The sequence below is a fragment of the Brevundimonas sp. EAKA genome, from assembly GCF_000698025.1.
Lineage (GTDB): Bacteria > Pseudomonadota > Alphaproteobacteria > Caulobacterales > Caulobacteraceae > Brevundimonas > Brevundimonas mediterranea_A.
On sequence record NZ_JMQR01000001.1, the window covers coordinates 83,026 to 106,602 of the forward strand.

At 65.5% G+C, this 23,577-nt stretch carries 17 protein-coding genes; 6 read left to right on the top strand and 11 right to left on the bottom strand.

Annotation, left to right across the window (positions count from 1 at the left end; genetic code table 11):
* Positions 1-120 precede the first annotated feature (120 nt).
* The 3 genes from ER13_RS00410 to ER13_RS00420 all read right to left on the bottom strand — a co-directional run bounded on the left by ER13_RS00410 (position 121) and on the right by ER13_RS00420 (position 6,018).
* Entirely contained in the window at positions 121-867 is a 747-nt protein-coding gene (locus tag ER13_RS00410; protein WP_008262770.1) for an SDR family NAD(P)-dependent oxidoreductase, read from the bottom strand.
* Positions 864-3,206: a beta-glucosidase BglX gene (gene bglX, locus ER13_RS00415; protein ID WP_231492419.1), complete on the bottom strand. Its 2,343-nt coding sequence runs from the start codon at positions 3,204-3,206 to the stop codon at positions 864-866. Before bglX ends, ER13_RS00410 begins: the two co-directional genes overlap by 4 nt.
* Before the next feature lie 136 nt (positions 3,207-3,342).
* A complete protein-coding gene (locus ER13_RS00420; RefSeq protein WP_035305165.1) occupies positions 3,343-6,018 on the bottom strand; it encodes a TonB-dependent receptor in 2,676 nt (891 codons plus the stop codon).
* A 314-nt stretch (positions 6,019-6,332) separates the two neighbouring features.
* On the opposite strand from ER13_RS00420, the gene ER13_RS00425 reads away from it, so the two are divergent.
* Entirely contained in the window at positions 6,333-9,749 is a 3,417-nt protein-coding gene (locus ER13_RS00425; RefSeq protein ID WP_231492416.1) for an alpha-L-rhamnosidase, read from the top strand.
* A gap of 80 nt (positions 9,750-9,829) precedes the next feature.
* Here the strand turns inward: ER13_RS00425 and lldD are convergent, their stop codons facing one another.
* The 3 genes from lldD to ER13_RS00440 are packed head-to-tail and all read right to left on the bottom strand — an operon-like array spanning position 9,830 to position 12,565.
* Positions 9,830-10,963, bottom strand: a complete 1,134-nt coding sequence (gene lldD, locus ER13_RS00430) for an FMN-dependent L-lactate dehydrogenase LldD (RefSeq protein ID WP_035305170.1) — start codon at positions 10,961-10,963, stop codon at positions 9,830-9,832.
* 9 nt (positions 10,964-10,972) lie between these two features.
* Entirely contained in the window at positions 10,973-11,734 is a 762-nt protein-coding gene (locus ER13_RS00435; protein ID WP_035305173.1) for an SDR family NAD(P)-dependent oxidoreductase, read from the bottom strand.
* A gap of 24 nt (positions 11,735-11,758) precedes the next feature.
* Complete coding sequence (locus tag ER13_RS00440; RefSeq protein ID WP_050771604.1) at positions 11,759-12,565, bottom strand: IclR family transcriptional regulator; 807 nt, start codon at positions 12,563-12,565, stop codon at positions 11,759-11,761.
* Positions 12,566-12,705: 140 nt separating this feature from the next.
* Here ER13_RS00440 and rhmD point away from each other — a divergent pair, with 140 nt between their 5' ends.
* From rhmD to ER13_RS00465, 5 genes are all read left to right on the top strand, one after another.
* Positions 12,706-13,899 carry an L-rhamnonate dehydratase gene (gene rhmD / locus ER13_RS00445; RefSeq protein ID WP_035305175.1) on the top strand — a complete coding sequence of 398 codons (1,194 nt, stop codon included), beginning with the start codon at positions 12,706-12,708 and terminating at the stop codon, positions 13,897-13,899.
* Between the two features lie 14 nt (positions 13,900-13,913).
* Entirely contained in the window at positions 13,914-14,762 is an 849-nt protein-coding gene (locus ER13_RS00450) for a fumarylacetoacetate hydrolase family protein (protein WP_035305177.1), read from the top strand.
* Positions 14,759-15,508, top strand: a complete 750-nt coding sequence (locus tag ER13_RS00455; protein ID WP_035305179.1) for an SDR family NAD(P)-dependent oxidoreductase — start codon at positions 14,759-14,761, stop codon at positions 15,506-15,508. Before ER13_RS00450 ends, ER13_RS00455 begins: the two co-directional genes overlap by 4 nt.
* 9 nt (positions 15,509-15,517) lie before the next feature.
* Complete coding sequence (locus ER13_RS00460) at positions 15,518-16,420, top strand: amidohydrolase (RefSeq protein ID WP_035305182.1); 903 nt, start codon at positions 15,518-15,520, stop codon at positions 16,418-16,420.
* Positions 16,421-16,483: 63 nt separating this feature from the next.
* Positions 16,484-17,746 carry a sugar MFS transporter gene (locus ER13_RS00465; RefSeq protein WP_008263407.1) on the top strand — a complete coding sequence of 421 codons (1,263 nt, stop codon included), beginning with the start codon at positions 16,484-16,486 and terminating at the stop codon, positions 17,744-17,746.
* Between the two features lie 330 nt (positions 17,747-18,076).
* On the opposite strand, the gene guaA is transcribed toward ER13_RS00465, so the two are convergent.
* From guaA to guaB, 5 genes are read right to left on the bottom strand one after another with little or no spacing between them, the layout of a single operon-like run.
* Complete coding sequence (gene guaA, locus ER13_RS00470; protein ID WP_035305186.1) at positions 18,077-19,639, bottom strand: glutamine-hydrolyzing GMP synthase; 1,563 nt, start codon at positions 19,637-19,639, stop codon at positions 18,077-18,079.
* A complete protein-coding gene (locus tag ER13_RS00475; protein WP_035305189.1) occupies positions 19,636-20,355 on the bottom strand; it encodes a 5'-methylthioadenosine/S-adenosylhomocysteine nucleosidase in 720 nt (239 codons plus the stop codon). The genes guaA and ER13_RS00475 overlap by 4 nt, the downstream gene beginning before the upstream one ends.
* Positions 20,355-21,656 carry an RsmB/NOP family class I SAM-dependent RNA methyltransferase gene (locus ER13_RS00480; RefSeq protein ID WP_035305191.1) on the bottom strand — a complete coding sequence of 434 codons (1,302 nt, stop codon included), beginning with the start codon at positions 21,654-21,656 and terminating at the stop codon, positions 20,355-20,357. The genes ER13_RS00475 and ER13_RS00480 overlap by 1 nt, the downstream gene beginning before the upstream one ends.
* A 14-nt stretch (positions 21,657-21,670) precedes the next feature.
* A complete protein-coding gene (locus tag ER13_RS00485; protein WP_035305193.1) occupies positions 21,671-22,063 on the bottom strand; it encodes an MAPEG family protein in 393 nt (130 codons plus the stop codon).
* A 4-nt stretch (positions 22,064-22,067) separates the two neighbouring features.
* Positions 22,068-23,525, bottom strand: a complete 1,458-nt coding sequence (gene guaB / locus ER13_RS00490) for an IMP dehydrogenase (protein ID WP_008259075.1) — start codon at positions 23,523-23,525, stop codon at positions 22,068-22,070.
* Positions 23,526-23,577: the final 52 nt, after the last annotated feature.

The window sequence follows — 23,577 nt, forward strand, 5'->3', positions numbered from 1 at the left end:
TGCGTAATCGGGCGGTCCTGCGAAGGGGCAAGCACCGTAGAGTTCTCGGCTCAATCCGAGGCGAGATCACCGCCCTGAGCTTCAAGGCCGCCGTGTCAGGGCCCCAAGCATCGAAATCAATCAGTACGTCGTGCGTCCGCCGGACGTGTCGAACGTCGAGGCGGTGGTGAAGCTGCATTCTTCGGAGGCCATGAAACAGACCATGGCGGCGCTTTCCTCGACCTCGCCCAGGCGGCCCATCGGGATCTTGGAGCGCATGTATTCGACCTGGCTGGGCGGAAGCTGTTGCAGGATCGGGCTTTCGAAAGTGGCGGGGGTCAGGCTGTTGGCGATGACGCCCTTGTCGGCCAGTTCCTTGCCCAGCGACTTGGTGAAACCGATCACGCCGGCCTTGGAGGCGGAATAGGCGCTGGCGTTCGGATTGCCTTCCTTGCCCGCGACGGAGGCCACGTTGACGATGCGGCCATAGCCGTTGGCCAGCATGAAGGGCACGATGGCGCGCGAGCAGTAGAAGACGCCGTTCAGATTGATGTCGACGACGCGCTTCCAGCTGTCGATCGGGAACTCATGCACCGGAACCGTGGCGCCGGTGATCCCGGCCGAGGCGACCAGGATGTCGATCCGGCCCAGCGCCTGGTTGGCTTGTTCGGCCGCCGCAGCGACGGCGTCCGCGTCCGACACGTCCAGCGCCGCGACGTGGATCGCGCCGACCTCGTCCGCCGCCGCCGCCAGCGCATCGGCGTTGAGGTCCCACAGCACCACCTTGCCGCCCTCGGCGACGATGCGGGCGGCGGAAGCCTTCCCCAAGCCTGAGGCGCCGCCGGTGACCACGGCCGTGCGGCCCGCGAAACGCCCCTGAAAGATCATGGCGCCACCGTAAAGGAGGTTTTGAGTTCCGCGCGGGAATCGCCGCCGATCCAGACGTCGAAGTCCGATGGGTCCAAGACCCAGTCCCGCTCGCCCGCGTTCCAGTAGCGCAGCTCTGCCTGGGTCAGAGTGAAACGCACCTGCCGGCTTTCGCCCGGCTGAAGCGTCACCCGCTCGAAACCCTTCAACTCCCTCACCGGACGAGAAGCCCGGCCGGAGCGTTGGTGGATATAGAGTTGCACGACCTCGTCGCCGGCGCGGGCGCCGGTATTGGTCACCGTCGCCGTGACGACGACCGGTTCGCCGAGCCGCACGGCCGCACGGTCCACCGCGATATCCGTGAAGGTGAAGTCGGTGTAGCTGAGCCCATAGCCGAATGGGTAGAGCGGCGTCGAAGGCTGGTCCCAGTAGCGTGCCCCTTGATCGGCCGGCGCCTTAGTCGCGTTATGGCTGTAGTAGATCGGGATCTGCCCCACGCTGCGGGGCCAGGTCATCGGCAGTTTGCCGCCCGGATTGATGTCGCCGAACAGGGCCTTGGCGACGGCCGTCCCGCCCTCGGAACCCGGATGCCAAGCCTCCAGGATTCCCGGCACCTGTTCCGCAAGCGGCGCGATGTCGAGCGGGCGGCCATTCAGCAGCACAGCAACCATCGGCTTGTTAAGCGCCTTGACGGCATCGACCAGGCGAAGCTGATCTCCCGGCAGGGACAGCGAAGTACGCGACGCCCCCTCTCCGCTCATCTGCTCGATTTCGCCCAGCGCCAGGACGACGAGATCGGCGCCTCGCGCCGCCTCGACGGCTCGCTCGAACTCTACCTCCGCCTGAGCTTCGGTCCAGGCCGGCGGCGCGGGTCGAAACATCTCGAACATGGACGGCGTGCCGCGGCGAAGCTGGACGCCCGGCGCCGTCGTGACCTGGGCGCTTTCGCCAAGTCTTCTACGTATGCCCTCGGCGACAGTTACTGTCTCCTCGAGTTTCGGCACGAACACCCACGAGCCGAGCGTATCCTGGGCTGAATCCGCCAGAGGACCGATGACTGCAACTCGTCGATATGCTGCCGCCGAAAGCGGCAGGGCGCCACCGGCGTTCTGCAGCAACACCAGCGAACGCTCCGCCGCAGCGAGGGCGGCCTGGCGGTGTTCCGGCGCGCTCAAGACGGCTTCGGTCGCCCCCTCATCCACATAAGGGTTTTCGAACAGACCCATGCGAATCTTGGCGACCAAGACGCGGCGAACCGCGTCGTCCAAGACCGCCTCCTTCAAACGTCCCGAACGGACAGCTTGCGGAAGAGTGGCGTTGGCGGCCTCTGCGGTCGCCATCTCGAGGTCGTTTCCGGCTGATAGCCCCCTGACTGCGGCGTCCGCCTCATCAATTGCGAAGCCTTGCGGGACGAGGCTTTTGACCCCGTTTGCGTCGCTGACGACAAAGCCTTCGAACCCTAGCTGTTTGCGCAAGACATCCGTCAGCAGCCAGTGATTGGCGGCGGCCGGGATGTCGTTAAGCTCCATATAGGCGCTCATGATATTGCCGGCGCCCGCTTCGATGGCGGCTGCGAACGGCGGCAGATAGACATTGTAGAACTGGCTGTCCGAGACGAATGCGCTGTCGTAATCCCGACCGCCTTCGGATGCGCCATAGACGGCGAAATGCTTCGGTCCCGCGATGATGTGGCCCGGAGCCCCGATATGTTCGCCTTGGAACCCCTTCACGGCCGCGCGAGCGAGGGCGGCGCCGAGATAGGGATCCTCGCCCGGCCCTTCGACGATGCGGCCCCATCGCGGGTCGCGGGTGATGTCGAGCATCGGAGCGAATGTCCAATGAATGCCGCTGGCCCGCGCCTCGGCCGCCGCGATGGCCTGCCCCTGCTCGACGGATGCGGGGTCCCAGGACGCCGCCATGCCAATCGGCACAGGGAAGATCGTCCGCAATCCGTGAATGACATCGAAGCCGAACAATAGGGGGATGCCGAGTCGACTTTCTTCGACCGCCACCTTCTGCAGGCGATTGATCAGGGCGGGATCGGTGACGAACAGCAACGCCCCCGTGGCGCCGGACCGCACACCCGGCTCGAATGGGGTCGGATCGCCGAACAGGAAGAGCTGACTGACCTGACCGGCCTTTTCTTCCAATGTCATGCGCGCGATCAGTGCATTCGCTCGAGCGAGCACGTCCGCCGGAACGGCCTGGGCCTGCACTGCAGCGGGCGAAACCTGAGAGGCCCACGACAAGTTGGGGGCGGCGATCGAAGCGACCAGAAGCGCGGTTATGGACGCGGTAAGCAGCCGGGATTTCATGAGTGCGTTCTCGTTTTCGCTTTGCGGAGAAAAGGACCGGCGCATCACTGGACGCGCCGGTCAGTCGCTCAGAAGGACGCCTTGCGACGTCGGCTCGGACGAACGCGCAGAGAAAGAGTGTCTGGGTCGTCTGATTTGGTGGGTCCGGGGCGACGACGGCCCCGGACGAGACGAAGGGAGATCAGAAGGCCTTGCGCACCCCGATCGAGAAGACACGGCCCAGCGTGGCGCCGTTCGCATAACCGGTCGCGCTGTTGAAGTAGGGCGGATCCTCGTCGAAGACGTTGTCGACGTTCAGGGTCAGGGCGGTGTTTTGCATCCAGCCTTCGCCAGGCAACTCATAGCGCGCGAACAGATTGACCAGGGTGTAAGCATCGACCTCGGACTGCCCAACCACGCCGGTCACGTCATAACCCGCTCGATGGTTGACGATCGCGTCGACCGTGACCGGACCGGAACGCCATCCCAGCGTGCCAACCAGAGAATACCGACTGGTCGAGTTGTCCAACTCATTGACGGTCGGCGCGCCTGGGACAGCTTGACTGTCACGATTGAGCGTATAGGTGCCCGCCAGCCCTGCGCTGACCGTGCCGAGCGGCAGCGTCCAGTCATAGCCGATGTCGAAGTCGATCCCATCAACCTTGAGCGAGCCGAGATTGTTGCGGCGGGCATCGATCAGCGCATAGGGCGTCGCGCCGCCGCCCGTGTACAGGCTGGTGATGCTCGGCGCATTCTCCACCCGCTGTCCCGCCGTGGCCGCCTCGGCCTGGGCCTGGGTCGGATTCAACGTGAAGAAGGACGCATAGGAAGGATTGGCGAAATAGGAGGCGCCATTGAAGAAGGGGGCAAGGCCGATAGCGTCGGTGAACTCCACATTGAAGTAGGTCAGATTGACCCTGAGCCCATCCAGGGCGCCGACAGGGTTCCAATCTGCGCCGAACGACCAGGTGGTGGCTTCTTCCGGCTTCAGGTTCGGATTGCCGCCGGCCAGGAGAATGGTCGGCCGGAACAGGTCCGACGCCGGGCTGCCGCCGGCGCGGAACGGACTGACGCCCAGAACCTGAGCCCGCGTGTCCACCGATGAGCCGAGGTCCGATAGACTGGGCGCGTGGAAGGACGTGCCCCAGTTCCCGCGTATGCGCAGTTCGGAAACCGGTCGCCAGTTGAAACCGACCTTGGGATTGATGGTGTCTCCGACGTCGCTGTAGACATCCATACGCATCGAGGCGTTGACGTCGATCGATCCGATCCCGCTGTCCTGCCCTTTGAGCGGCACAAAGATCTCGCCGAACAGGGAAGTGACGTCACGGTTTGAGCTGCTGGAGGCGCCGATGGGGTTTCCGATCATGCCCTGGCCCTGCGTCTGGTCGAGTTTCTCCTCATAGTATTCGGCGCCGAGCGCCAGGCGAGCCTGCCCTGCCGCCGTCGAGAAGATGTTGCCGTCCGCGACGGTCCTGACCGAACGGATTTCCTGCGTGGCGTCGCCGTACAGCTCGTAGTTCAGGATGCCGTCCAGAACCGTCGAATTGGTCGTGCCGACATCATAGGGGTTCAACGCCGTCGCCGCAGTCGTGCCGGCCAAGGCCGCCGCCTGGGCCGTCGTGTTGATCTGGCGCGTGTGCACCGTGTTGGTGCTGCGACCATAGTTCCCGGTCGCACGAATCTGCCAACCGCCATCGAACTTGTAGGTCAGGGTCGGTGTGACGCCCATCGAGCTGAAGTTGCTCGGGTTTTCCAGCGCATCGCCTGTGACGGCGGAATAGTTGAAGGCGACCGTCTGCGAAGTTTCGGCGCCGATCGGCCGGAAATAGGGGTTGGCGGAGGTGATCGTTCCCGTGCCGCGAACGCCGGTGCCGTCCGTCGGCGACTGACCTTTCCGCACGGTGTCGCGTTCCGAATAATAGCCCGTGACGTCGAAGCTGAGGTCTTCGGTCAGTTGCTGGCTCAGGGCTGCATAGACACTCTGACGCTCTTCCTCAGGATAGAAGTCGATCGCCTTGTTCTCGTCGCAGCGATTGACGCCCACGGTGCGGGTATCCATCCGATAGGTGACGCCGCCCGTCGTGATATTGCCGGGCGTGCAGCTTTGCGAACGGAAGTCCGACCCGCCGGCCGCCAGATGATCCTGGGCGAACCAGTCACGATCTGCGCCTGCGATGGCGTCATGCTGGGCATAGGCGTAGGCGATCAAGGCCGAGCCACTGCCCCAGTCCTTCCCGGCCATGGCGCTGAAGTCGGTCGTCGTATAGTCGTCGCCCATGCCGTATTTGGCGGTCAGTTCGACGCCGTCGTACCGCTTGCGCGTGATGAAGTTGATCACGCCACCGATGGCGTCGGACCCGTAGATGGACGAGCCGCCGTCAGGGATCACTTCGACGCGCTCCAGCACGGACGGAGGAATGGCGGAAGGATCAGGCGACGTCTGCAGAATCCCGGCGCCGACCATGCGGTTGCCGTTCAGAAGGATCAGGGTCGTGGACCCGCCCGACGCGCCGAGGCTGCGGATATTCGGGCGAGTGATGGGCTCGGCTATCGTCGAGGATCCCTGCGGCACGCCGCCGAAGGCGTTGGTCACCTGCGGGACACGCGCCAAAAGGTCCGCCGACGAGGTGACGCCCGTGGAGACGATATCCTCGCTGGTGACGCCGACCACATTCGTTCCCGTAGGCGCGACGCCCCGCAACAGCGTGCCTGTGACGACGATCTCATCCAGTTCGGCGGCGTTGTCGTCTGTCTGCATCGCGTCGGGCGCTGAAACGGAGGCGTCTTGGGCAAGCGCATGCCCGGCGCCGCCGAAGCTCGCGGCGACGAAGGCGACGCTGCACAGCAGCCGCGCGACTTCCTTGGTGGCTTTCATCTTGTCTCTCCCTGACCCGACCGTCTTCTGTGGACCGGTCTGGGCGTGTTGTTTTGCAATTGGCGCGAGCGACGAGCCGCGTCGATGCGCCCAAATCGGCGCCAGTATAAGAAATGTCCTCCCGCGAGAGCTGCCCCCTCGTCCCATTTTGTGATCCAACGTTCCGATATTTAGGGAAAAACGTCAAGAGGTCGCATTTACCCCCTGAACTTTTCCAATTGTGACCGATTGACGGGACGGTTTTCCACCTGTTGGTATATCGTCATTCCAACAATAAAACGCGCCGAATGGCGACGCTGCTGGGAGGCATGCATATGAGACGGTCCCTTCGATCGCTGGCGCTCTGTGGAGCGACCGGTCTGATGCTGGCTGCATGCGCCCATGCCGACGCCGAACAGCCTCGTCTCGCCATGCTCCAGGCGTCGCCAAACGCACCATCGGATCTGAAGATCGAATCCGCACCGTCCCTGCTCGGCGCAGATGTACTCCGGCCACGCTTCCAGTGGCTGGCGCCGCAAGCCACGAGGACACATCAGACCCATTATCGACTTCAGGTGGCGACCTCTGAAGCCAGCCTATCGAACGGCGATCTGGTCTGGGACAGCGGCGACGTGGCGTCCGGCGACCAAACCCAGATCGTCTTTGAAGGCCCTGCGCTAGCATCACGTGGGCGCTACGTTTGGCGGGTCCAGACCCGCGACGCCGAAGGCCGACCCTCCGATTGGAGCTCGCCCGCCGTTTGGGAAATGGGATTGCTGCAGCCCGACGATTGGCAGGCGCACTGGATTTCCACCGATTCCTCCGTCGAGCACGTCTGGTCTGACGCGACGACGGAGTGGCGCTTTACGCCGACTGGAGGCGACATCGACTTCCTGTTCCGGGCCAGCCCTGTCGGCAAGACCTTTGGGGAAGCCTATGTCTGGCGGCTTGGAATCTCCGAAGGTCAACCGATCTTGACGGCGCTTTCGCGGACCTATGACGCCCAGTCCCAACCCCTGGTGAAGGAAACGGTGCTGAAGGCCGTGCCTCTGCCCTTTACACTGACGCAATGGACCGCGGGCCAGCATACGCTGACGGTAGAGGCCAAGGGGGCGCGCATCGTCACGCGCCTTGATGACGTCGTCATCGACACGCTCGAGAACACCGATCACCGCCAGGGAACGGCCGGAATTTTTCAGGCCGGCCCCGCCACGTTCGGGCAATCGGCGCCTGCACCCGACGCCATCGTCCTGCATGAGCTCACCGTCACCCCGGCGAACGGCTCCGTCACGCGCGCAGCCTTCTCGGGCAATGACAACCCGCTCAGCGGCGGCACGATCGAGGCCGACGGCCTGCACATCGCCAACGCGAGGGGCGTCGATATCGTCTTCCCTCAGACTGAGCCAGCCGCCCTGCTGCGTCGCCTGTTCATCATAGAGGGGGACGTCGTCGAGGCCCGCCTCTATGTCGCCGCCGGCGGCTTTCCTCGCATCGACATCAACGGCAAGACGATCAACGAAGCCGTCGGCGACGGTTTCACGGCCTATGATCGTCGCGTCCTTTATCGGACGCTGGATGTAACCGATCATATCCGTCGCGGAGACAACGTCATTGGTCTGGAGCTAGGTCGCGGCTGGTACGACCTGGTCGAACCCAACGAATGGTATTGGCACGAGGCGCCGTGGCGCAATCGCCCTACCGCGCGACTTCAGCTGGAAGTCACCCTGGCGGATGGCAGCCGACAGATCGTCGCGACCGACGACCAATGGCGGACCCACCCGGGGCCGACCCGGCATGACTCCATCTATGCGGGCGAACGTTATGACGCCCGCCTGCTGCCCCGTGGGTGGTCGCAGCCCGGATTTGACGACCGCGATTGGACGACCGCTCGTCTCGTCCATGGTCCGGCAGGCCGCCTGGACGCTGCAGAACAACAGCCGATCGCGGTAGTCGGCACGCGCCGCGCCGTCAGCCTGAAGCAGGTCCGTCCAGGCGTGTGGATCTACGATTTCGGCAGCATCTTCGCCGGCCGCCTTCATCTTAAGGTCAATGGACCATCCGGCCAGACCATCTCCATGATCCAGCACGAGAAGCTCCGTCCCGACGGAACGGTCCTGTCCGCGAGCGGACTGGTGGATACGCAGCTTCAGACCGATCAGTACACCCTGGCCGGCGACGGTCCGGAAGACTGGACGCCGCGTTTCGGTTATCGCGGCTTCCGTTATGTGGAAGTCCGGGGCTTCCCAGGCACGCCGACGCTGGACAGCCTGACCGGCGAAGTCATGCACTCCGACGTAGCCTCGATCGGAAGCTTCGAAAGCTCGAACCCCCTGTTGAACCAGATTCAGGCGGCGGCCCGCGCCACCATCCTGAACAATATGCACGGCTTCCAGACCGATACGCCGACGTTCGAGAAGAATGGCTGGACGGGCGACGCCCAGGCGTCAGCTCTGGCCTCTGCTTTGAACTTCGACGTCAGCCGCGTCTGGACCAAGTGGATGGGTGATTTCCGAGACGCCCAGGCGCCCAGTGGCGAAATCCCCGAGATCGTGCCGTCGACGCCCCAGTACGGTTACGAGGGCACGCCGGGGTGGAACATGGTCAACGGCCCCACACCCTCTTGGGACGCCGCCACCTTCATACTGCCCGACGACCTGTATCAGCTGACGGGTGACACGCGCCTCCTGGCCGAGATGTACGACACCCAGAAGAGACTGGTGGACTACACCGCGTCCTGGTTCACGCCGGACGATTTCCATTACCGCCAGCTGGCCAACACCTTCCTCGGCGAATACGCCAATCCTCGCCCACCGATCACGCCTGAAATGATCGCCGCCTTCATGGCCGGAAATCGCGCCGGAGGCCCGCCGCCTCAGCCGGGGCCCGGCGACGTCGATAGTGTCGCGACCGCCTATCTCTTCCACATGACCCAGCTGCTGGCCAAGAACGCGGCCTTGCTGGGCAAACAGGCGGATGCGCGAGCCTATGCCGCCCGTGCAGATGCGATCCGCGCAGCCTACAATCGCACCTACTGGGACGCTGGCCGCGAGGTTTATCGCGTTCCGGCGAAGTCGGGCGATGCGCCAGCCTTCGTACAATATCAGAACATCCTGCCTGTAGCATTCGGCCTCGTTCCTGACGGCCTGGCGAACGCCGTGCTTCAAAAGGTCAATGACGACATCGTGGCCCACGACTACCACCTGTCCAGCATGGGTGTTTTCTCGGGCCGCTATGCGTTGACGCTGCTCAGTGATGCGGGCCACGTCGATACCGTCTACCGCGTCGCAACTCAGACCACCGAACCCAGCTGGGGGTTCTGGTTGGCCAACGATATTCATACCATGCTTGAGGGCTGGTCTCTGGATAGTCGATCCTACGACCATCACTACTGGGGCTTGGTCTCCAGTTGGTTTTATCAAAGCCTTGCCGGCATTCGGCCTGGCGCGCCGGGCTACCGGACCATCGTGATACGTCCGGAGGCGCCGCAGGGTCTCGACCACGTCTCCGCCCATCTCGACACGGTCAGGGGACGCATTTCGTCGGAGTGGCGCCGGGTCGGTGATCGTCTGATATTGGACGTGGGCATCCCCGCAGGAGCTTCGGCTGAAATCTGGTGCCCGGGCGAAGTCGCTCAGCCCCCGAAGAACGCCCAACTCGTCCGCCAAGAAGACAAGCGCTCGGTCTATTCCGTAAACGGCGGCAACCATCGATTTGACTGTGCTGCACCGGCAAGCGGGCCGAGTCGTCTCTAAAACCCCGCCGATCCAGGTCGGCGGGGCCTTCTTCAGTTGACGCTTCGAGCAACCTTCGCCTTTCGGAAGAAGGCGAAGGTTCAGAGGGCCAGCATATCCTGGCTGATCCCCGCCACGGACTTCGCCCCCGTCAACGTCATGGCCACCCGCATCTCCTTCTCGAACAGGTCCAGCAGGTTGGCGACGCCGGCCTCGCCGCCCGCCGCCAGCGCATAGACGAAGGCTCGTCCCAGCATCACGGCGTCGGCCCCAAGGGCGATGGCGCGGACGACGTCCAGGCCGTTGCGAACGCCGGAATCGATCAGGATGCGGATATCGCCTTTCACCGCTTCGGCGATCGCAGGCAAGGCCCGCGCCGATGACAGGACGCCGTCCAGTTGACGGCCGCCGTGGTTCGACACCACAATGCCGTCAGCGCCGAAGCTGACGGCGTCGCGGGCGTCCTGAGCATCCAGCACGCCCTTGATGATCATCGGCCCGTCCCAGAAGTCGCGGATCCACTGGAGATCCTTCCAGGATATCGAAGGATCGAAATTCTGGCCCAGCCAGCCGATGTAGTCCGCCAGACCCGTAGGCTTGCCCAGATAGGCCGAGATATTTCCCAGATCGTGCGGCGTGCCGCGCACCCCGACGTCCCAGGCCCAGGCCGGGTGCGTCATCGCCTGGATCATGCGGCGTATCTCGGCATGAGGGCCGCTCATGCCCGAATGGGCGTCGCGATAGCGGGCGCCGGGGGTCGGCATATCGACGGTGAAGACCAGGGTCTTCACCCCCGCAGCCCTGGCCCGCTCCAGCGCATTCTTCATGAAGCCTCGGTCGCGCAGGACATAGAGCTGGAACCACATCGGCCGGTCGATGGCCGGCGCCACCTCCTCAATGGGGCAGACCGAGACGGTGGACAGGGTGAAGGGCACGCCGCGCGAGGCCGCCGCCTTGGCCGCCTGCACCTCGCCGCGCCGGGCGTACATGCCGGTCAGGCCGACCGGCGCCAGGATGATCGGCAGCCGCAGGGTCTCGTCGAACAGCCGTGTTTCCAGGCTGAGGCTGGTCATGTCCTGTAGGACGCGCTGGCGCAGGGCGATGGCCTGCCAGTCCTCGACGTTGCGGCGCAGCGTCTGTTCGGCGTAGGCGCCGCCGTCGATATAATGAAACAGGAAGGGCGGCAGCTTGCGCCGCGCCGCCTCGCGATAGTCGCCGGGCGAGGAAATGATCACCGTGACGCCCTACTGGAAGTTGGCGAAGGCGCCGCCGTCGACCAGCAGGGCCGCGCCGGACATATAGGCCGCCATGTCCGAGGCCAGGAAGGCGACGACCGAGGCGATGTCCTCGGGCTTGCCCAGGCGTCCCAGGGGAATGCGGCTTTCCATATATTCGCGCTTCTTGGGATCGGCGAGATCGTCCTTGTTGATGTCGGTGGCGATGGTGCCGGGCAGGACCGAGTTGCAGCGAATGCCGTGACGCCCCAGGGCGACGGCGCAGGACTGCATCAGGCTGTGAACCCCCGCCTTGGTCGGGGTGTAGTGGGTCTGCATCTCGCCGCCGACCAGGGCCGAGATCGAGCTGATGGCGACGATGGCGCCGCCCTCCCCCTGTTTCACCATCTGGTTCGCCGCCGCCTGGGTCATGAAATAAGCCCCGTGGAGATTGACCTCCATCGTGCGCTGCAGCGTCTCGACCGGCATGTCGAGGAAGGCGTGGAAGGGGCAGATTCCGGCGTTGGAGACGAAGATATCCACGCGCCCGAACGCCTTGACGGCCGTGTTCACGAAGGTCGTCGCGCTGTCCGGCAGGGCCACGTCCGCATCGACCACGATGGCTTGGCGGCCCAGGGCTTCGATTTCCGCGACCACCTCGGCGGCGACCGCGTCGTCGCGGAAGGTGTTGAGGGCGACATTTGCGCCCTGGCGCGCGGCCTCTACCGCCGTCGCCCGTCCGATACCCCGCGATGCGCCCGTGATCAGGACGACCTTGTTCTCAAGCAGCATGTGGGCTCCGGCGTTCTACGATGTTCAGGGTTTAGGCTGCCAGCCGAGGTCGGCGCTGATGGCGTTGGCGGCGGCGGTGACTGTCTTGGTCAGCTCCGCCATGCGGGCGTCCGACATATACTGCGCGGCCGAAGAGACACTGAGCGCGGCGACGATATGGCCGTCCACCGAGCGGATCGGCGCGGCGACGCAGCGGATCTGGTCCTCGTTCTCTTCCAGGTCGAAAGCATAGCCCTTCTGGGCATAGGCGTGCATCCGCTCCAGCCAGACGGCGCGGGCCGACGAATCATAGGGCGCGCCCTCAGGCGCATAGAAGTCGATCCATTCCGGCTCGGACTTGTCGAGAATCAGGGCCTTACCCAGGCCGGTCGAGGCGATCGGGTGCCGCTCTCCCAGGCGGGAGCCGATATTGATCCGGCGCCGGCCGGCGACCTTGTCGAGATAAAGGGCATGGCGTCCGTCGAGGACGCCGAGATGGACCGTATCATCGGTTTGGGCGGACAGTTGCTCCAGCCATGGACGGGCGACGCGGGGCAGATGCATCTGTTGGCTGGCGGCGTGGCCCAGTTCCAGCAGTTTCGGGCCCAGGCTATAGCCTTCGCGGGGGCGGAACGAGAGCAGGCGACGATCAACCAGGGCGGAAGCCAGGCGGTGCGTGGTGCTGCGGGTCAGGTCCAGTTTTTCTGACAACTCAGCCAGAGGCAGAGAGCCGTCCATCAGGGCGTCGATCACGTCCAGGCCGCGCAGCAGCGTCTGACTGCCGGACGCTTTGGTCCCGACCTCATCTTCCCCATCTACCTGCACGGTCTTGATTGACGCCACTCGTCCCATTTCGTAATCCTCGTTCTCAGAATGTAGCAAAACACGCAAGCTCGTCCGCGGAACGGGATCGAGTTTGACGCGCCGCACGGAGGAAAGCCAGTGAAATCCCGCATGATGGGAGCAAATCACCAGACGCCGGTGATGGCTCAATGAGCCGCCTTCCAAAGATCAAGCATGTTCGCGCCTTCGTCGTGAAGAATGACGGCGCAGGCGGCGGCGCCGACTATCATGACCAGGGCGATGGCCACTGGATCGACGACCATATCGCCACGCCAATGGCGAAATATCCCGAATACCGTCAGAGCCGCCGCAGCTTCGGCATCAATGTGTTGGGCACCTTGGTCGTTGAGATCGAGGCCGAGAACGGCGTCGTCGGCTTCGCGGTGACGACCGGGGGCGAGCCCGCCGCCTATATTGTCGAGAAGCACCTGGCTCGTTTCCTGGAAGGTCGAGACCCGACCGAGGTCGAGAAGATCTGGGATCAGATGTATTTCTCGACCCAGTACTATGGCCGCAAAGGGCTGGTCGTGAACGCCATCTCGGGCGTCGATCTGGCCCTGTGGGATTTGCTGGGCCGCCTGCGTCAGGAGCCGGTCTTCGCCATGCTGGGCGGCGCCGTGCGTGACGAGCTGACCTTCTACGCCACCGGCGCGCGTCCGGACAAAGCCAAGGAACTGGGTTTCATCGGCGGCAAGATGCCGCTGCACCACGGCCCGGCCGAGGGCGAGGAAGGCCTGCACAAGAACCTGGCCGAGCTTGAGGCCATGCGGAACGCCTGCGGCGACGACTTCTGGCTGATGTTCGACTGCTGGATGGCGCTGGACCTGAACTACGCCACCCGCCTGGCCCACGAGGCGCACAAACTGGGTCTGAAGTGGATCGAGGAAGCGCTCAGCCCCGACGACTACTGGGGTTATCAGACGCTGAAAAAGAACGCGCCCAAGGGGATGCTGGTCACGACTGGCGAGCACGAGGCCACCCGCTGGGGCTTCCGCATGCTGCTGGAAATGGAATGCTGCGACATCATCCAGCCGGACGTCGGCTGGTGCGGCGGCGTGACCGAACTGATCAAGATTTCCGCCATGGCCGACGCCAAGGGCGTGCTGATGATCCCGCACGGATCCAGCGTCTATTCCTACCACTTCGTGGTCACGCGCCATAACAGCCCGTTCGCCGAGTTCCTGATGATGGCGCCCGGAGCCGACAAGGTCGTGCCCATGTTCCATCCCCAGCTGATCGGCGAGCCGACGCCGGTGAACGGCCGCCTGAAAATGCCCGACACGCCAGGTTTCGGCGTCGAGCTGAACCGCGACATCGCCCTTCATCGCCCCTACGTGCGCTAAGACGAAAGCCCCTTATGAAACTGCTGCGTTATGGTCCCAAGGGCGACGAGAAACCCGGCACGCTGGACGCCGAGGGCCGCATTCGTGATCTGTCGGGCGTCGTCGCCGACATCACCCCGGAACAGCTGTACGGACCGGCGCTCGCGGCCTTGAAAGCCATTGATCCGACCAGTCTTCCCCTCGTCGAGGGCCAGCCCCGCTATGGCCTGCCCGTCAAGGGCAGCCGCAAGTTCATCGCCATCGGCCTGAACTTCGCCGACCACGCCGCCGAATCCAACCTGCCCATCCCGGCCGAACCCGTCGTCTTCACCAAGGCCATCACCTGCCTGAACGGACCGAACGACGACGTGATCATTCCGCGCGGTTCGGAAAAGACCGACTGGGAGGTCGAACTGGGCATCGTGATCGGCAAGCCCGCCACCTACGTCACCCAGGATGAGGCGCTGGATCACGTCGCCGGCTATGTGCTGATCAACGACGTGTCTGAGCGCGCCTTCCAGACCGAGCGGGGCGGCACCTGGGACAAGGGCAAGGGGTGCGACACCTTCGGTCCCGTCGGTCCCTGGATCGTCACCACCGACGAAGTGGGCGATGTTCAGGACCTGGACATGTGGCTGGACCTGAACGGCCAACGCATGCAGACCGGCAACACCAAAACCATGATCTTCGGCGTCGCCGAGATCGTCTCCTATCTTTCGGAGTTCATGACGCTGGAGCCGGGCGACCTGATCACCACCGGCACCCCTCCGGGCGTCGGCCTGGGCCAGAAGCCGCCGCTCTACTTGAAACCGGGCGATACGGTTCGCCTGGGCATCCAGAAGCTCGGTGAACAGGGCCAGACCTTCGTGGAGTGGAAGCGATGAGCGCCTATCAGGGGCGTTTTGCGGGCCGCACGGCCGTGGTCACCGGCGGCGCCTCGGGCCTGGGCAAGGCCTCCGCCGCCCGCATCGTCGCCGAAGGCGGCAAGGTGGTGCTGTGGGACCTCAACGCCGATGCGCTGGCGGCGGCGGCGGACGAGGTCGGCGCGATCCACGTCGCGGCGCTGGACGTGTCGGACGCGGACGCCGTCGCTGCGGCGGCGGAACAAGCCAACCAGGCGCTGGGCCGGATCGACATCCTGGTCGCCTCGGCCGGGATCACCGGCGCCACGGTTCCGGTGCATGAGTTCCCTATCGACAGCTGGAAGCGCGTCGTCGACATCAATCTGAACGGCGTCTTCTACTGCTCGCGCGCCATCGTGCCTTTCATGCTGGCCAACGGCTATGGCCGCATCGTCAACGTGGCCTCCGTCGCAGGCAAGGAAGGCAATCCGAACGCCAGCGCCTATTCCGCCTCAAAGGCCGGCGTGATCGGTTTCACCAAGTCGCTGGGCAAGGAACTGGCCGACAAGGGCGTCATCGCCAACAGCCTGACCCCCGCCACTTTCGAAAGCCCGATCCTGCAACAGCTTCCGCCCAGCCAGGTCGAATACATGCGCTCCAAGATCCCGATGGGTCGCCTGGGCGAGGTGGAGGAAAGCGCCGCCATGGTCTGTTTCATGGCCTCCGAAGAATGCAGCTTCACCACCGCCTCGACGTTCGACACGTCCGGCGGACGCACGACGTACTAGGGCGCGCGGGTGGCTTCGGATCTTCGCATCGTCGACAGCCACGTCCACCTGTGGGACCTGTCGCGTGCGCGCTATGGCTGGATTCAGGACGATCCCCTGCCGAACAATCCGGCGGGGGACATGTCGCCCATCGCGCACAAGGACTACCTGCTGGACGACTATCTGGCCGATACGGCGGGCTGGTGCGTGGACAAGATCGTCCACGTCGAGGCCGGCCAGCCTAGGGGCCGGCAACTGGCCGAGACCGACTGGCTCCAGTCCCTCGCCGATGACCGAGGCTGGCCGCACGCCATCGTCGCCGGCGCCGACCTGCTCGATCCCGACCTCGACGCCCTGCTGGAGGCCCATGCCGCGCGTCCGAACGTGCGCGGCGTGCGCCAGATCGTCTGCTGGCACGAGGATCCGCTGAGGACCTATACCGACCGCGACCTGCTGCGTGATCCGCAATGGGTCGCGGGCTTCGCCAAACTGGCCCGCCACGGCCTGTCGTTCGACCTGCAGCTCTATCCGTCGCAGATGGCGACCGCCGCCATCATCGCCGCGCGCCACCCCGACATCCCGATGATCGTCAACCACGCCGGCCTGCCGACGGATCGCAACGACGTCGGCATGGAGCGCTGGCGGATCGGTCTGCGTCTGCTGGCCGCCCAGCCCCAGGTCTCGATCAAGATCTCGGGCCTGGGCATCACCGACCGCGCCTGGACGCCCGAAACCATCCGTCCGACCGTGCTGGAGTGCATCGACATCTTCGGGACCGGGCGGGCCATGTTCGCCTCGGACTTCCCGGTCGAGAGCGTCCACGGAAGCTTCGAAGCCTTCTATTCCGCCTTCGAAGCGATCACGGCCGACTTCTCGGCCGACGAGCGCGACCACCTGTTCGCCGCCAACGCCGAGGCGATCTACCGCATCTAGCCCCACTCCGCCGAAGCCGCAGCAAGACGGCCAGGCCCCCGAGGAAATCCAGGAGAGTATCCCATGGTCATCGAGACCGACGCCGCCCACACGCCCGGAGGCCTTGCCAAACCCGTCGGCGACCTGAAGGGTCCGCTGGCCTTCGCCATCGCCTGCTTCCTGATCTGGGGCCTGGCCTATGGTCTGCTGGACGTGCTGAACAAGCATTTCCAGGAGACGCTGAGCATCAGCCAGGCCGACAGCGCCTGGCTGCAGATCGCCTATTTCGGGGCCTATCTTCTGCTGTCGATCCCGGCGGGCATGTTGCTGCACGCGCGCGGCTACAAGTTCGGCATCGTGTCGGGCCTGGCGGTCACCGCCATCGGCGCCCTGCTGTTCATCCCGGCGGCGGGCGCGGGCGCCTTCCTGCCCTTCGTCGGCTCGATGTTCGTTCTCGCCGCCGGCCTGTGCATCCTTGAAACCAGCGCCGACACCTACGTCAACGTCCTGGGAGATCCGGCCAAGGCCTCGCAGCGGCTGAACCTGGCCCAGTCGTTCAACGCCCTGGGCGTCTTCTTCGGCCCGCTGATCGGCGGCGCGGTCTTCTTCAGCCCGACGACGACCCAGGCTCTGGGCGGCGCGACGCGCTCGATTCAGATCGTCTACGGCCTGATCGCCGTCGGCGTGGTCCTTTTCGCCATCGCCGTCTGGCGCGCCCGCCTGCCGGAGACCGGCCTGTCGGACCACGGCGGCGCGGCGGAAGGCGACGCCCCCGCCCTGCCCCTTTCGAAGCAGCCGCACTTCATCGCCGGCGTGATCACCCAGGCCCTCTATATCGGCGCCCAGGTCGGCATCGGCGCCTATTTCATCAATCTGGTGACCCACAACTGGCAGGGTCTGACGTCGCAGCAAGGCGCCTTCATGCTGTCGCTCGCGGCCATCGGCTATCTGGTCGGTCGCTTCTTCGCCACCGCCCTGCTGCTGAAGATCAAGCCTCGTGTCCTGCTGACCACCTACGGCTTGATCAATGTGGTCCTGACCCTGATCGTCGCCGCCGGCATCGACAAGGTGTCGCCCATCGCCCTTCTGGCCGTCTTCTTCTTCATGTCCACCATGTTCGCCACCATCTTCGCCCTGGGCACGACCGGCCTCGGCGCCGGCACCAAGAAGGCGTCTTCCCTGATGGTCATGGCCATCGGCGGCGGCGTCCTGCTGCCCTGGCCCATGGGCAAGATCGCCGATCTCTATGGCGCCAACGTCGCCTTCCTGCTGCCCGCAGTCTGCTTCGCGGTGGTGGCTTGGTACGGTTGGAAGGGCGCAACGCTTGGGGTCCGTTCACGCGCTTGATCGTCTGCTCTGCTCTGACCTTGGCTCCTGTCGCCACTAAGACACCCTTCATGGCCCTGAGCCAGAAGGATCCGACTGCACTGAGCGCCACTGCTACGGACGGCGGTCGGAACAAACTAACAGGCAGTCAAAGTGGGAATCCATTGACAACGCAGAAGTCTCTGTCTGCCAAGACGGATCTCCAACAAGGCTTAGCCAACACCGCCATCCGCCTCACCCGTACATCTGCCACCGCACGGCTACAGGATCGCCCGGTCCAAACCCAACTGCTAACGTCGGCCCCTCATCAACGAGCGCCCTCGCCAGAGGCCCTATTCGCATGCCGCCCCATCACTCCCACTCGATCGTCCCCGGCGGCTTCGACGTCACGTCGTAGACGACGCGGTTCACGCCCCGGACCTCGTTGATGATCCGTGTCGCGGTCTTGGCCAGGACGTCCCAGGGGAATTGGTAGAAGTCGGCGGTCATGCCGTCGGTTGAGGAGACGGCGCGCAAGGCCAGGACTTTTTCGTAGGTGCGGGCGTCGCCCATGACGCCAACGGTCTTGACCGGCAGCAGGACGGCGAAGGCCTGCCAGATGCTGTCATAAAGCCCAGCCTTGCGGATTTCGTCCAGATAGATGGCGTCGGCCTGTTGCAGGGTCTCGACGGCCTCGGGCGTGATCTCGCCGGGGATGCGGATGGCCAGGCCCGGTCCGGGGAAGGGGTGGCGGCCGACGAAGGCGTCGCTCAGGCCCAGTTCGCGGCCCAGGGCGCGGACCTCGTCCTTGAACAGTTCGCGCAGGGGCTCGACAAGTTTGAGCTTCATATAGTCGGGCAGGCCGCCGACATTGTGGTGGCTCTTGATCACATGGGCCTTGCCGCTGGACGAGGAGACGCTCTCGATCACGTCGGGATAGAGGGTGCCCTGGGCCAGGAATTCGGCGCCCTCGATCTTGGCGGACTCGCGATCGAACACCTCGATGAACAGGCGGCCGATGGTCTTGCGCTTGGTCTCCGGGTCGGAGATCCCGGCGAGCTCGCCCAGGAACTCCTTGGACGCGTCCACATGGATCAGCGGGATATTGTAGTGCTCGCGGAACAGGGTGGTGACCTGGGTCGCCTCGTCCTTGCGCAGCAGGCCGGTGTCCACGAAGACGCAGGTCAGCTGATCGCCGATGGCCTCGTGGATCAGCACGGCCGCGACCGAGCTGTCGACCCCGCCGGACAGGCCGCAGATCACCTTGGCGTCGCCGACCTGTTCGCGGATCTGGGCGATCTTCTCGTCGCGATAGGCGGCCATGGTCCAGTCGCCCTTCAGCCCGGCGATGCCGTGGGTGAAGTTCTTCAACATCTGGTGGCCGCGCGGGGTGTGCATCACCTCGGGGTGGAACTGCACGCCGTAGAAGCGGCGAGCCTCGTCGGCGATCACGGCGTAGGGCGAACCGGCCGAAGAGGCGACGACGTCGAAGCCCTCGGGGATGGCGACGATCTTGTCGCCATGGCTCATCCAGACCGTCTCTTCCTCGCCGACCGGGGCCAGGTCGGCCAGCAGGGGCGAGGCTTTCTCGACGGTGATCTCGGCGCGGCCGAACTCGCGGGTGTGGCCGCCCTCGACCTTGCCGCCCAGCTGTTCACACAGGGTCATCTCGCCGTAGCAGATGCCCAGCACCGGCACGCCGGCCTCGAACACGGCCTGGGGCGCGCGGGGGCTGCCTTCCTCGTGCACGCTCTCGGGACCGCCCGACAGGATGATGGCGGCGGGGTTCATCCCCGCCAGAGCGGCCTCGGCCTTCTGGAACGGATGGATCTCGCAATAGACGCTGGCCTCGCGCAGGCGGCGCGCGATCAGCTGCGTCACCTGGCTGCCGAAATCGACGATGAGGACCTTCTGGTGGTCGTGCGGCGTGGTCATGGGGTGATCGAATCCGGGGCGGGAGGTTGCGCGGGGTCTTGGCCGTGTAAGGCCGGAATTTCAAGCTTGGGGATGTTCAGGGCGGCGAGGCCCTCGGCCTCCAGCACGGCGGTCAGACGATCCAGGGCGGCGGCCAGGTTCTCGTCCACATGATGCAGGGTGGAGGTCCAGTCCTCCAGCGCCTTCAGCTCGGCCCGACCGTCCGACACGCCGCGCAGGGCGATGATGGGCACGCCAAACGTCTGGGCCGACCGAACCAGGGCCCAGGTCTCCATGTCCACCATCTCGGCCTCGATGGCGTCATAGGCGGCGCCGGAGACGACATTGGCTCCGGTCGACAGGGTGGCGGTCGGCACGCCGGGGATAGGGCACGGCAGGGCCAGGATCGCAGGATGCTCCAGCAGAGGCGTCACCCCCTTGGGAAAGCCCAGGGCGCTGGCGTCCATGTCGCGATAGGCGACGCTCGACGCCTGATAGGCGCAGGCGTGGTCCAGCTCCTGCGAGCCGCACGACCCCAGCGAGACGATCAGGTCCGGCAGGTCGCCCGCCGCCTCCAGCCGCGCCAGGGCGGCGGTGAGGGCGACGGCGGCTTCCACCGGGCCGACGCCGGTCATCAGGGGCTGGATGCGGGCGCGCAGATGGTCGCCGTATTCGGCAGGCGCAGCCATGACGTAGAGGACCGAGACCTCGCCGTGCTGCGCCAGCCCAGCCTCCATCAGGCGGCGCGCTGATAGACGGCGGCGAAGAAGCCGTCGGTGTCGGCCGAGGCCGGCGACAGTCGAAGACGCGCGCCGGACGCCAGTTCGGCGAACCTGGCCCGCGCGGCCTCGGTCAGTTGCGGCGCTGACAGCATGTCGGCGACGGGGACCGGTCGGAAGTCGGGAGTCGCCGCCTCGAAGGCGTCGGCGCTGGCCTCGTTCTCGCGGGCCAGCATCGAACAGGTGACATAGACCAGACGCCCGCCCGGCTTCACCAGCTTGGTCGCCTGGCTCAGGATACGGACCTGAAGCGCGTGCAGTTTCTCGACCTCCTCCGTCGTCAGACGCCAGGCGTCCTCGGGCCGGCGCCGCCAGGTGCCGGATCCCGAACAGGGGGCGTCGACGAAGACCAGATCGGCCTGGCCGTTGACGGTTTCCAGCCCGCCGCCGTTCTGGCCGATCAGCACCAGCTCGGCCTCGACGCCCGCGCGTTGCAGGCGGGGCCGGATGTTCTCGAGCCGCTTGTTGACGACGTCGGAGGCGATCAGCTTGCCCTGCCCGCCCATGGCCTGTGCCAGACCCAGGGTCTTGCCGCCGCCGCCGGCGCAATAGTCCACCACCGTCGCGCCGGGTTGCGCGCCCGCCAGCCAGCAGACGACCTGGCTGCCCTCGTCCTGGATCTCGAACTTGCCGGCCTTGAACCCGTCCAGGGCCTGGATATTGGGCGGCGGCTCGGACGGCACGCGCAGCCCCAGGGCGGACCAGGGCGTGCGGGCGACCGACAGACCGGCGTCACGCAACTCGACCTCGACCGCATCCACCGTGGCGACCGCGTCGTTCACACGCAGGTCGATGGGCGCGCGCGGCGCCATCAGGGCATGGGCCTCTTCCGCCCAGCGCTCCCCGAAGGTGGCCTTGAAATCCTCGACCACGAACTCGGGCAGACCGGCCGCGACCCAGCCCGGCAGTTCCCCCTGCCCCGCCGTGATCCGGCTGCGCTCCTGTTTCGACAGCGGTCGCGGGCCATAGCCGTCGCCCGAGTGCAGCGCCTCGATCTCTTCCACCGACAGGCCGTCAATGGCGTGCAGCGATCCGATCACCAGGGCCCGACCGTCTTCGCGCCCGCCCATGATCCACGACAGTCGGCCGCGCGCCCGCAGCACCTTGTAGACATGATCGGCGATGGCGCGCCGGTCCTTGGACCCGGCGTAGCGGTTGGCGGTCCCCCAGGCTTTCAGGACGGTTTCCGCCGGTTGGTTGCCCTGGGCGATGGAGTCCAGGACAGAGGCGGCGGCGGCGAGACGGGCGGCTGGGGTCAATGCGGGCTTTCAGATCAAAGGAACAGGGAGGTCAGGACCATGACCAGTCCCGCAAGCGAGACCAGCCAGACCAGCGACCGGATATAGGGAATACCGAGGGCGTAGAGCGGCACATAGACGACGCGCGCCCAGAAATAGAGAGCCGAACCCCACACGGTCAGGGCGCTGGACGCCTCGATCACATGGGCGATCAGCACCGCGCCGATGAACAGCGGCAGGGTTTCATACAGGTTGGCCTGGGCCCGCTCGAGACGGCCGGTCAGCGGCTTCGTCGCCGCCGGCGTCTCATCGCGCGGCCCCGCATTCCACTTCGAACCGAACTCGACCGTCCGCGCCCCGGCCGGCAGGAAGACCTGCACCAGCGCCAGGATCAGCGTCAGGGCCAGATAGGTCAGTTCGGTCGTCATGGCCTTATCCCTGTCTGTAGTTCGGCGCCTCGCGCGTGATCATCACGTCGTGGACGTGGCTCTCCCGCAGGCCCGCGCCGGTGATGCGCACGAAGCGCGCACGCTCCTGGAAGTCGGCGATCGTGCCGGCGCCCACATAGCCCATGGAGGCGCGCAAGCCCCCGACCAGTTGGTGCAGAACCGGGGTGATCGGCCCCTTGTACGGCGTCTGACCCTCGATGCCCTCGGGCACCAGCTTCTCGGAAGACACCTCCTTCTGGAAGTAGCGGTCGGCCGAGCCGCGCGCCATGGCGCCGACCGAACCCATGCCGCGGTACGACTTGTAGGATCGGCCTTGGTACAGGAAGACCTCGCCGGGGCTTTCGTCGGTGCCGGCGAACATCGAGCCCATCATGGCCACGTTCGCGCCGGCTGCGATGGCCTTGGCCAGGTCGCCCGAATATTTGATCCCGCCGTCGGCGATGACCGAGGCGCCCGTGCCCCTGGCGGCCCGCGCTGAGTCCATCACGGCGGTCAGCTGCGGCACGCCCACGCCCGCCACGATCCGGGTGGTGCAAATGGAGCCGGGACCGATGCCGACCTTGACCGCATCCGCGCCCGCGTCGATCAGGGCCCGCGTCGCATCATAGGTGGCGACGTTTCCGGCGATGACCTGCAGACGGTTCGACTCGCGCTTGATCCGCTCGACCACCTGGGCGACCGAGGCCGAGTGGCCGTGAGCGGTGTCGATCACCACCACGTCCACGCCGGCGTCGGCCAGGGCCATGGCCCGCTCGTATCCGGCGTCACCGACGGTCGAGGCCGCCCCGACCAGCAGACGACCCTGGTCGTCCTTGGCCGCATGGGGGAAGGCCTGGGCCTTCTCGATGTCCTTCATGGTGATCAGGCCGACGGCCCGATAATCCTCGTCCACCACGATGACCCGTTCGATCTTGCGGGTCTTCAGCAGGTCGCGCGCCTCTTCACGGCTCGCGCCCTCACGCACCGTGATCAGGTCGCCGGTGGTCATCAGCGAGGCGGCCGTCAGGTTCAGGTCGTTCTCGAACCGCATGTCGCGGTGGGTCAGCATGCCGACCAGCTTGCCCGTGGCTGGATCGACCACCGGGAAGCCGGTGATCTTCTTGCGGGCCACGATCTCACGCACTTCGCCCAGGGTCGTCTGCGGGCCGACGGTGACCGGATTGACCACCATGCCGCTTTCATAACGCTTCACGGCGCGGACCTGATCGGCCTGCTCCTCGATGGTCATGTTGCGGTGAAGCACGCCCAGGCCGCCGGACTGGGCCATGGCGATAGCCAGGCGGCTTTCCGTCACCGTGTCCATGGCGGACGACAGCAGCGGGATGTTCAGTTTGATGTCGCGTGTCAGCTGGGTCGAGACATCGACCATCGCCGGCATGAACTCGGACGGGCCGGGTTCGAGCAAAACATCGTCGAAGGTCAGTCCTTCGCGTATCTCCATAGGGAGTCTCCGTTTTGCGGGCCGCGTATAACGGTGCGGAGGGGGCCACGGC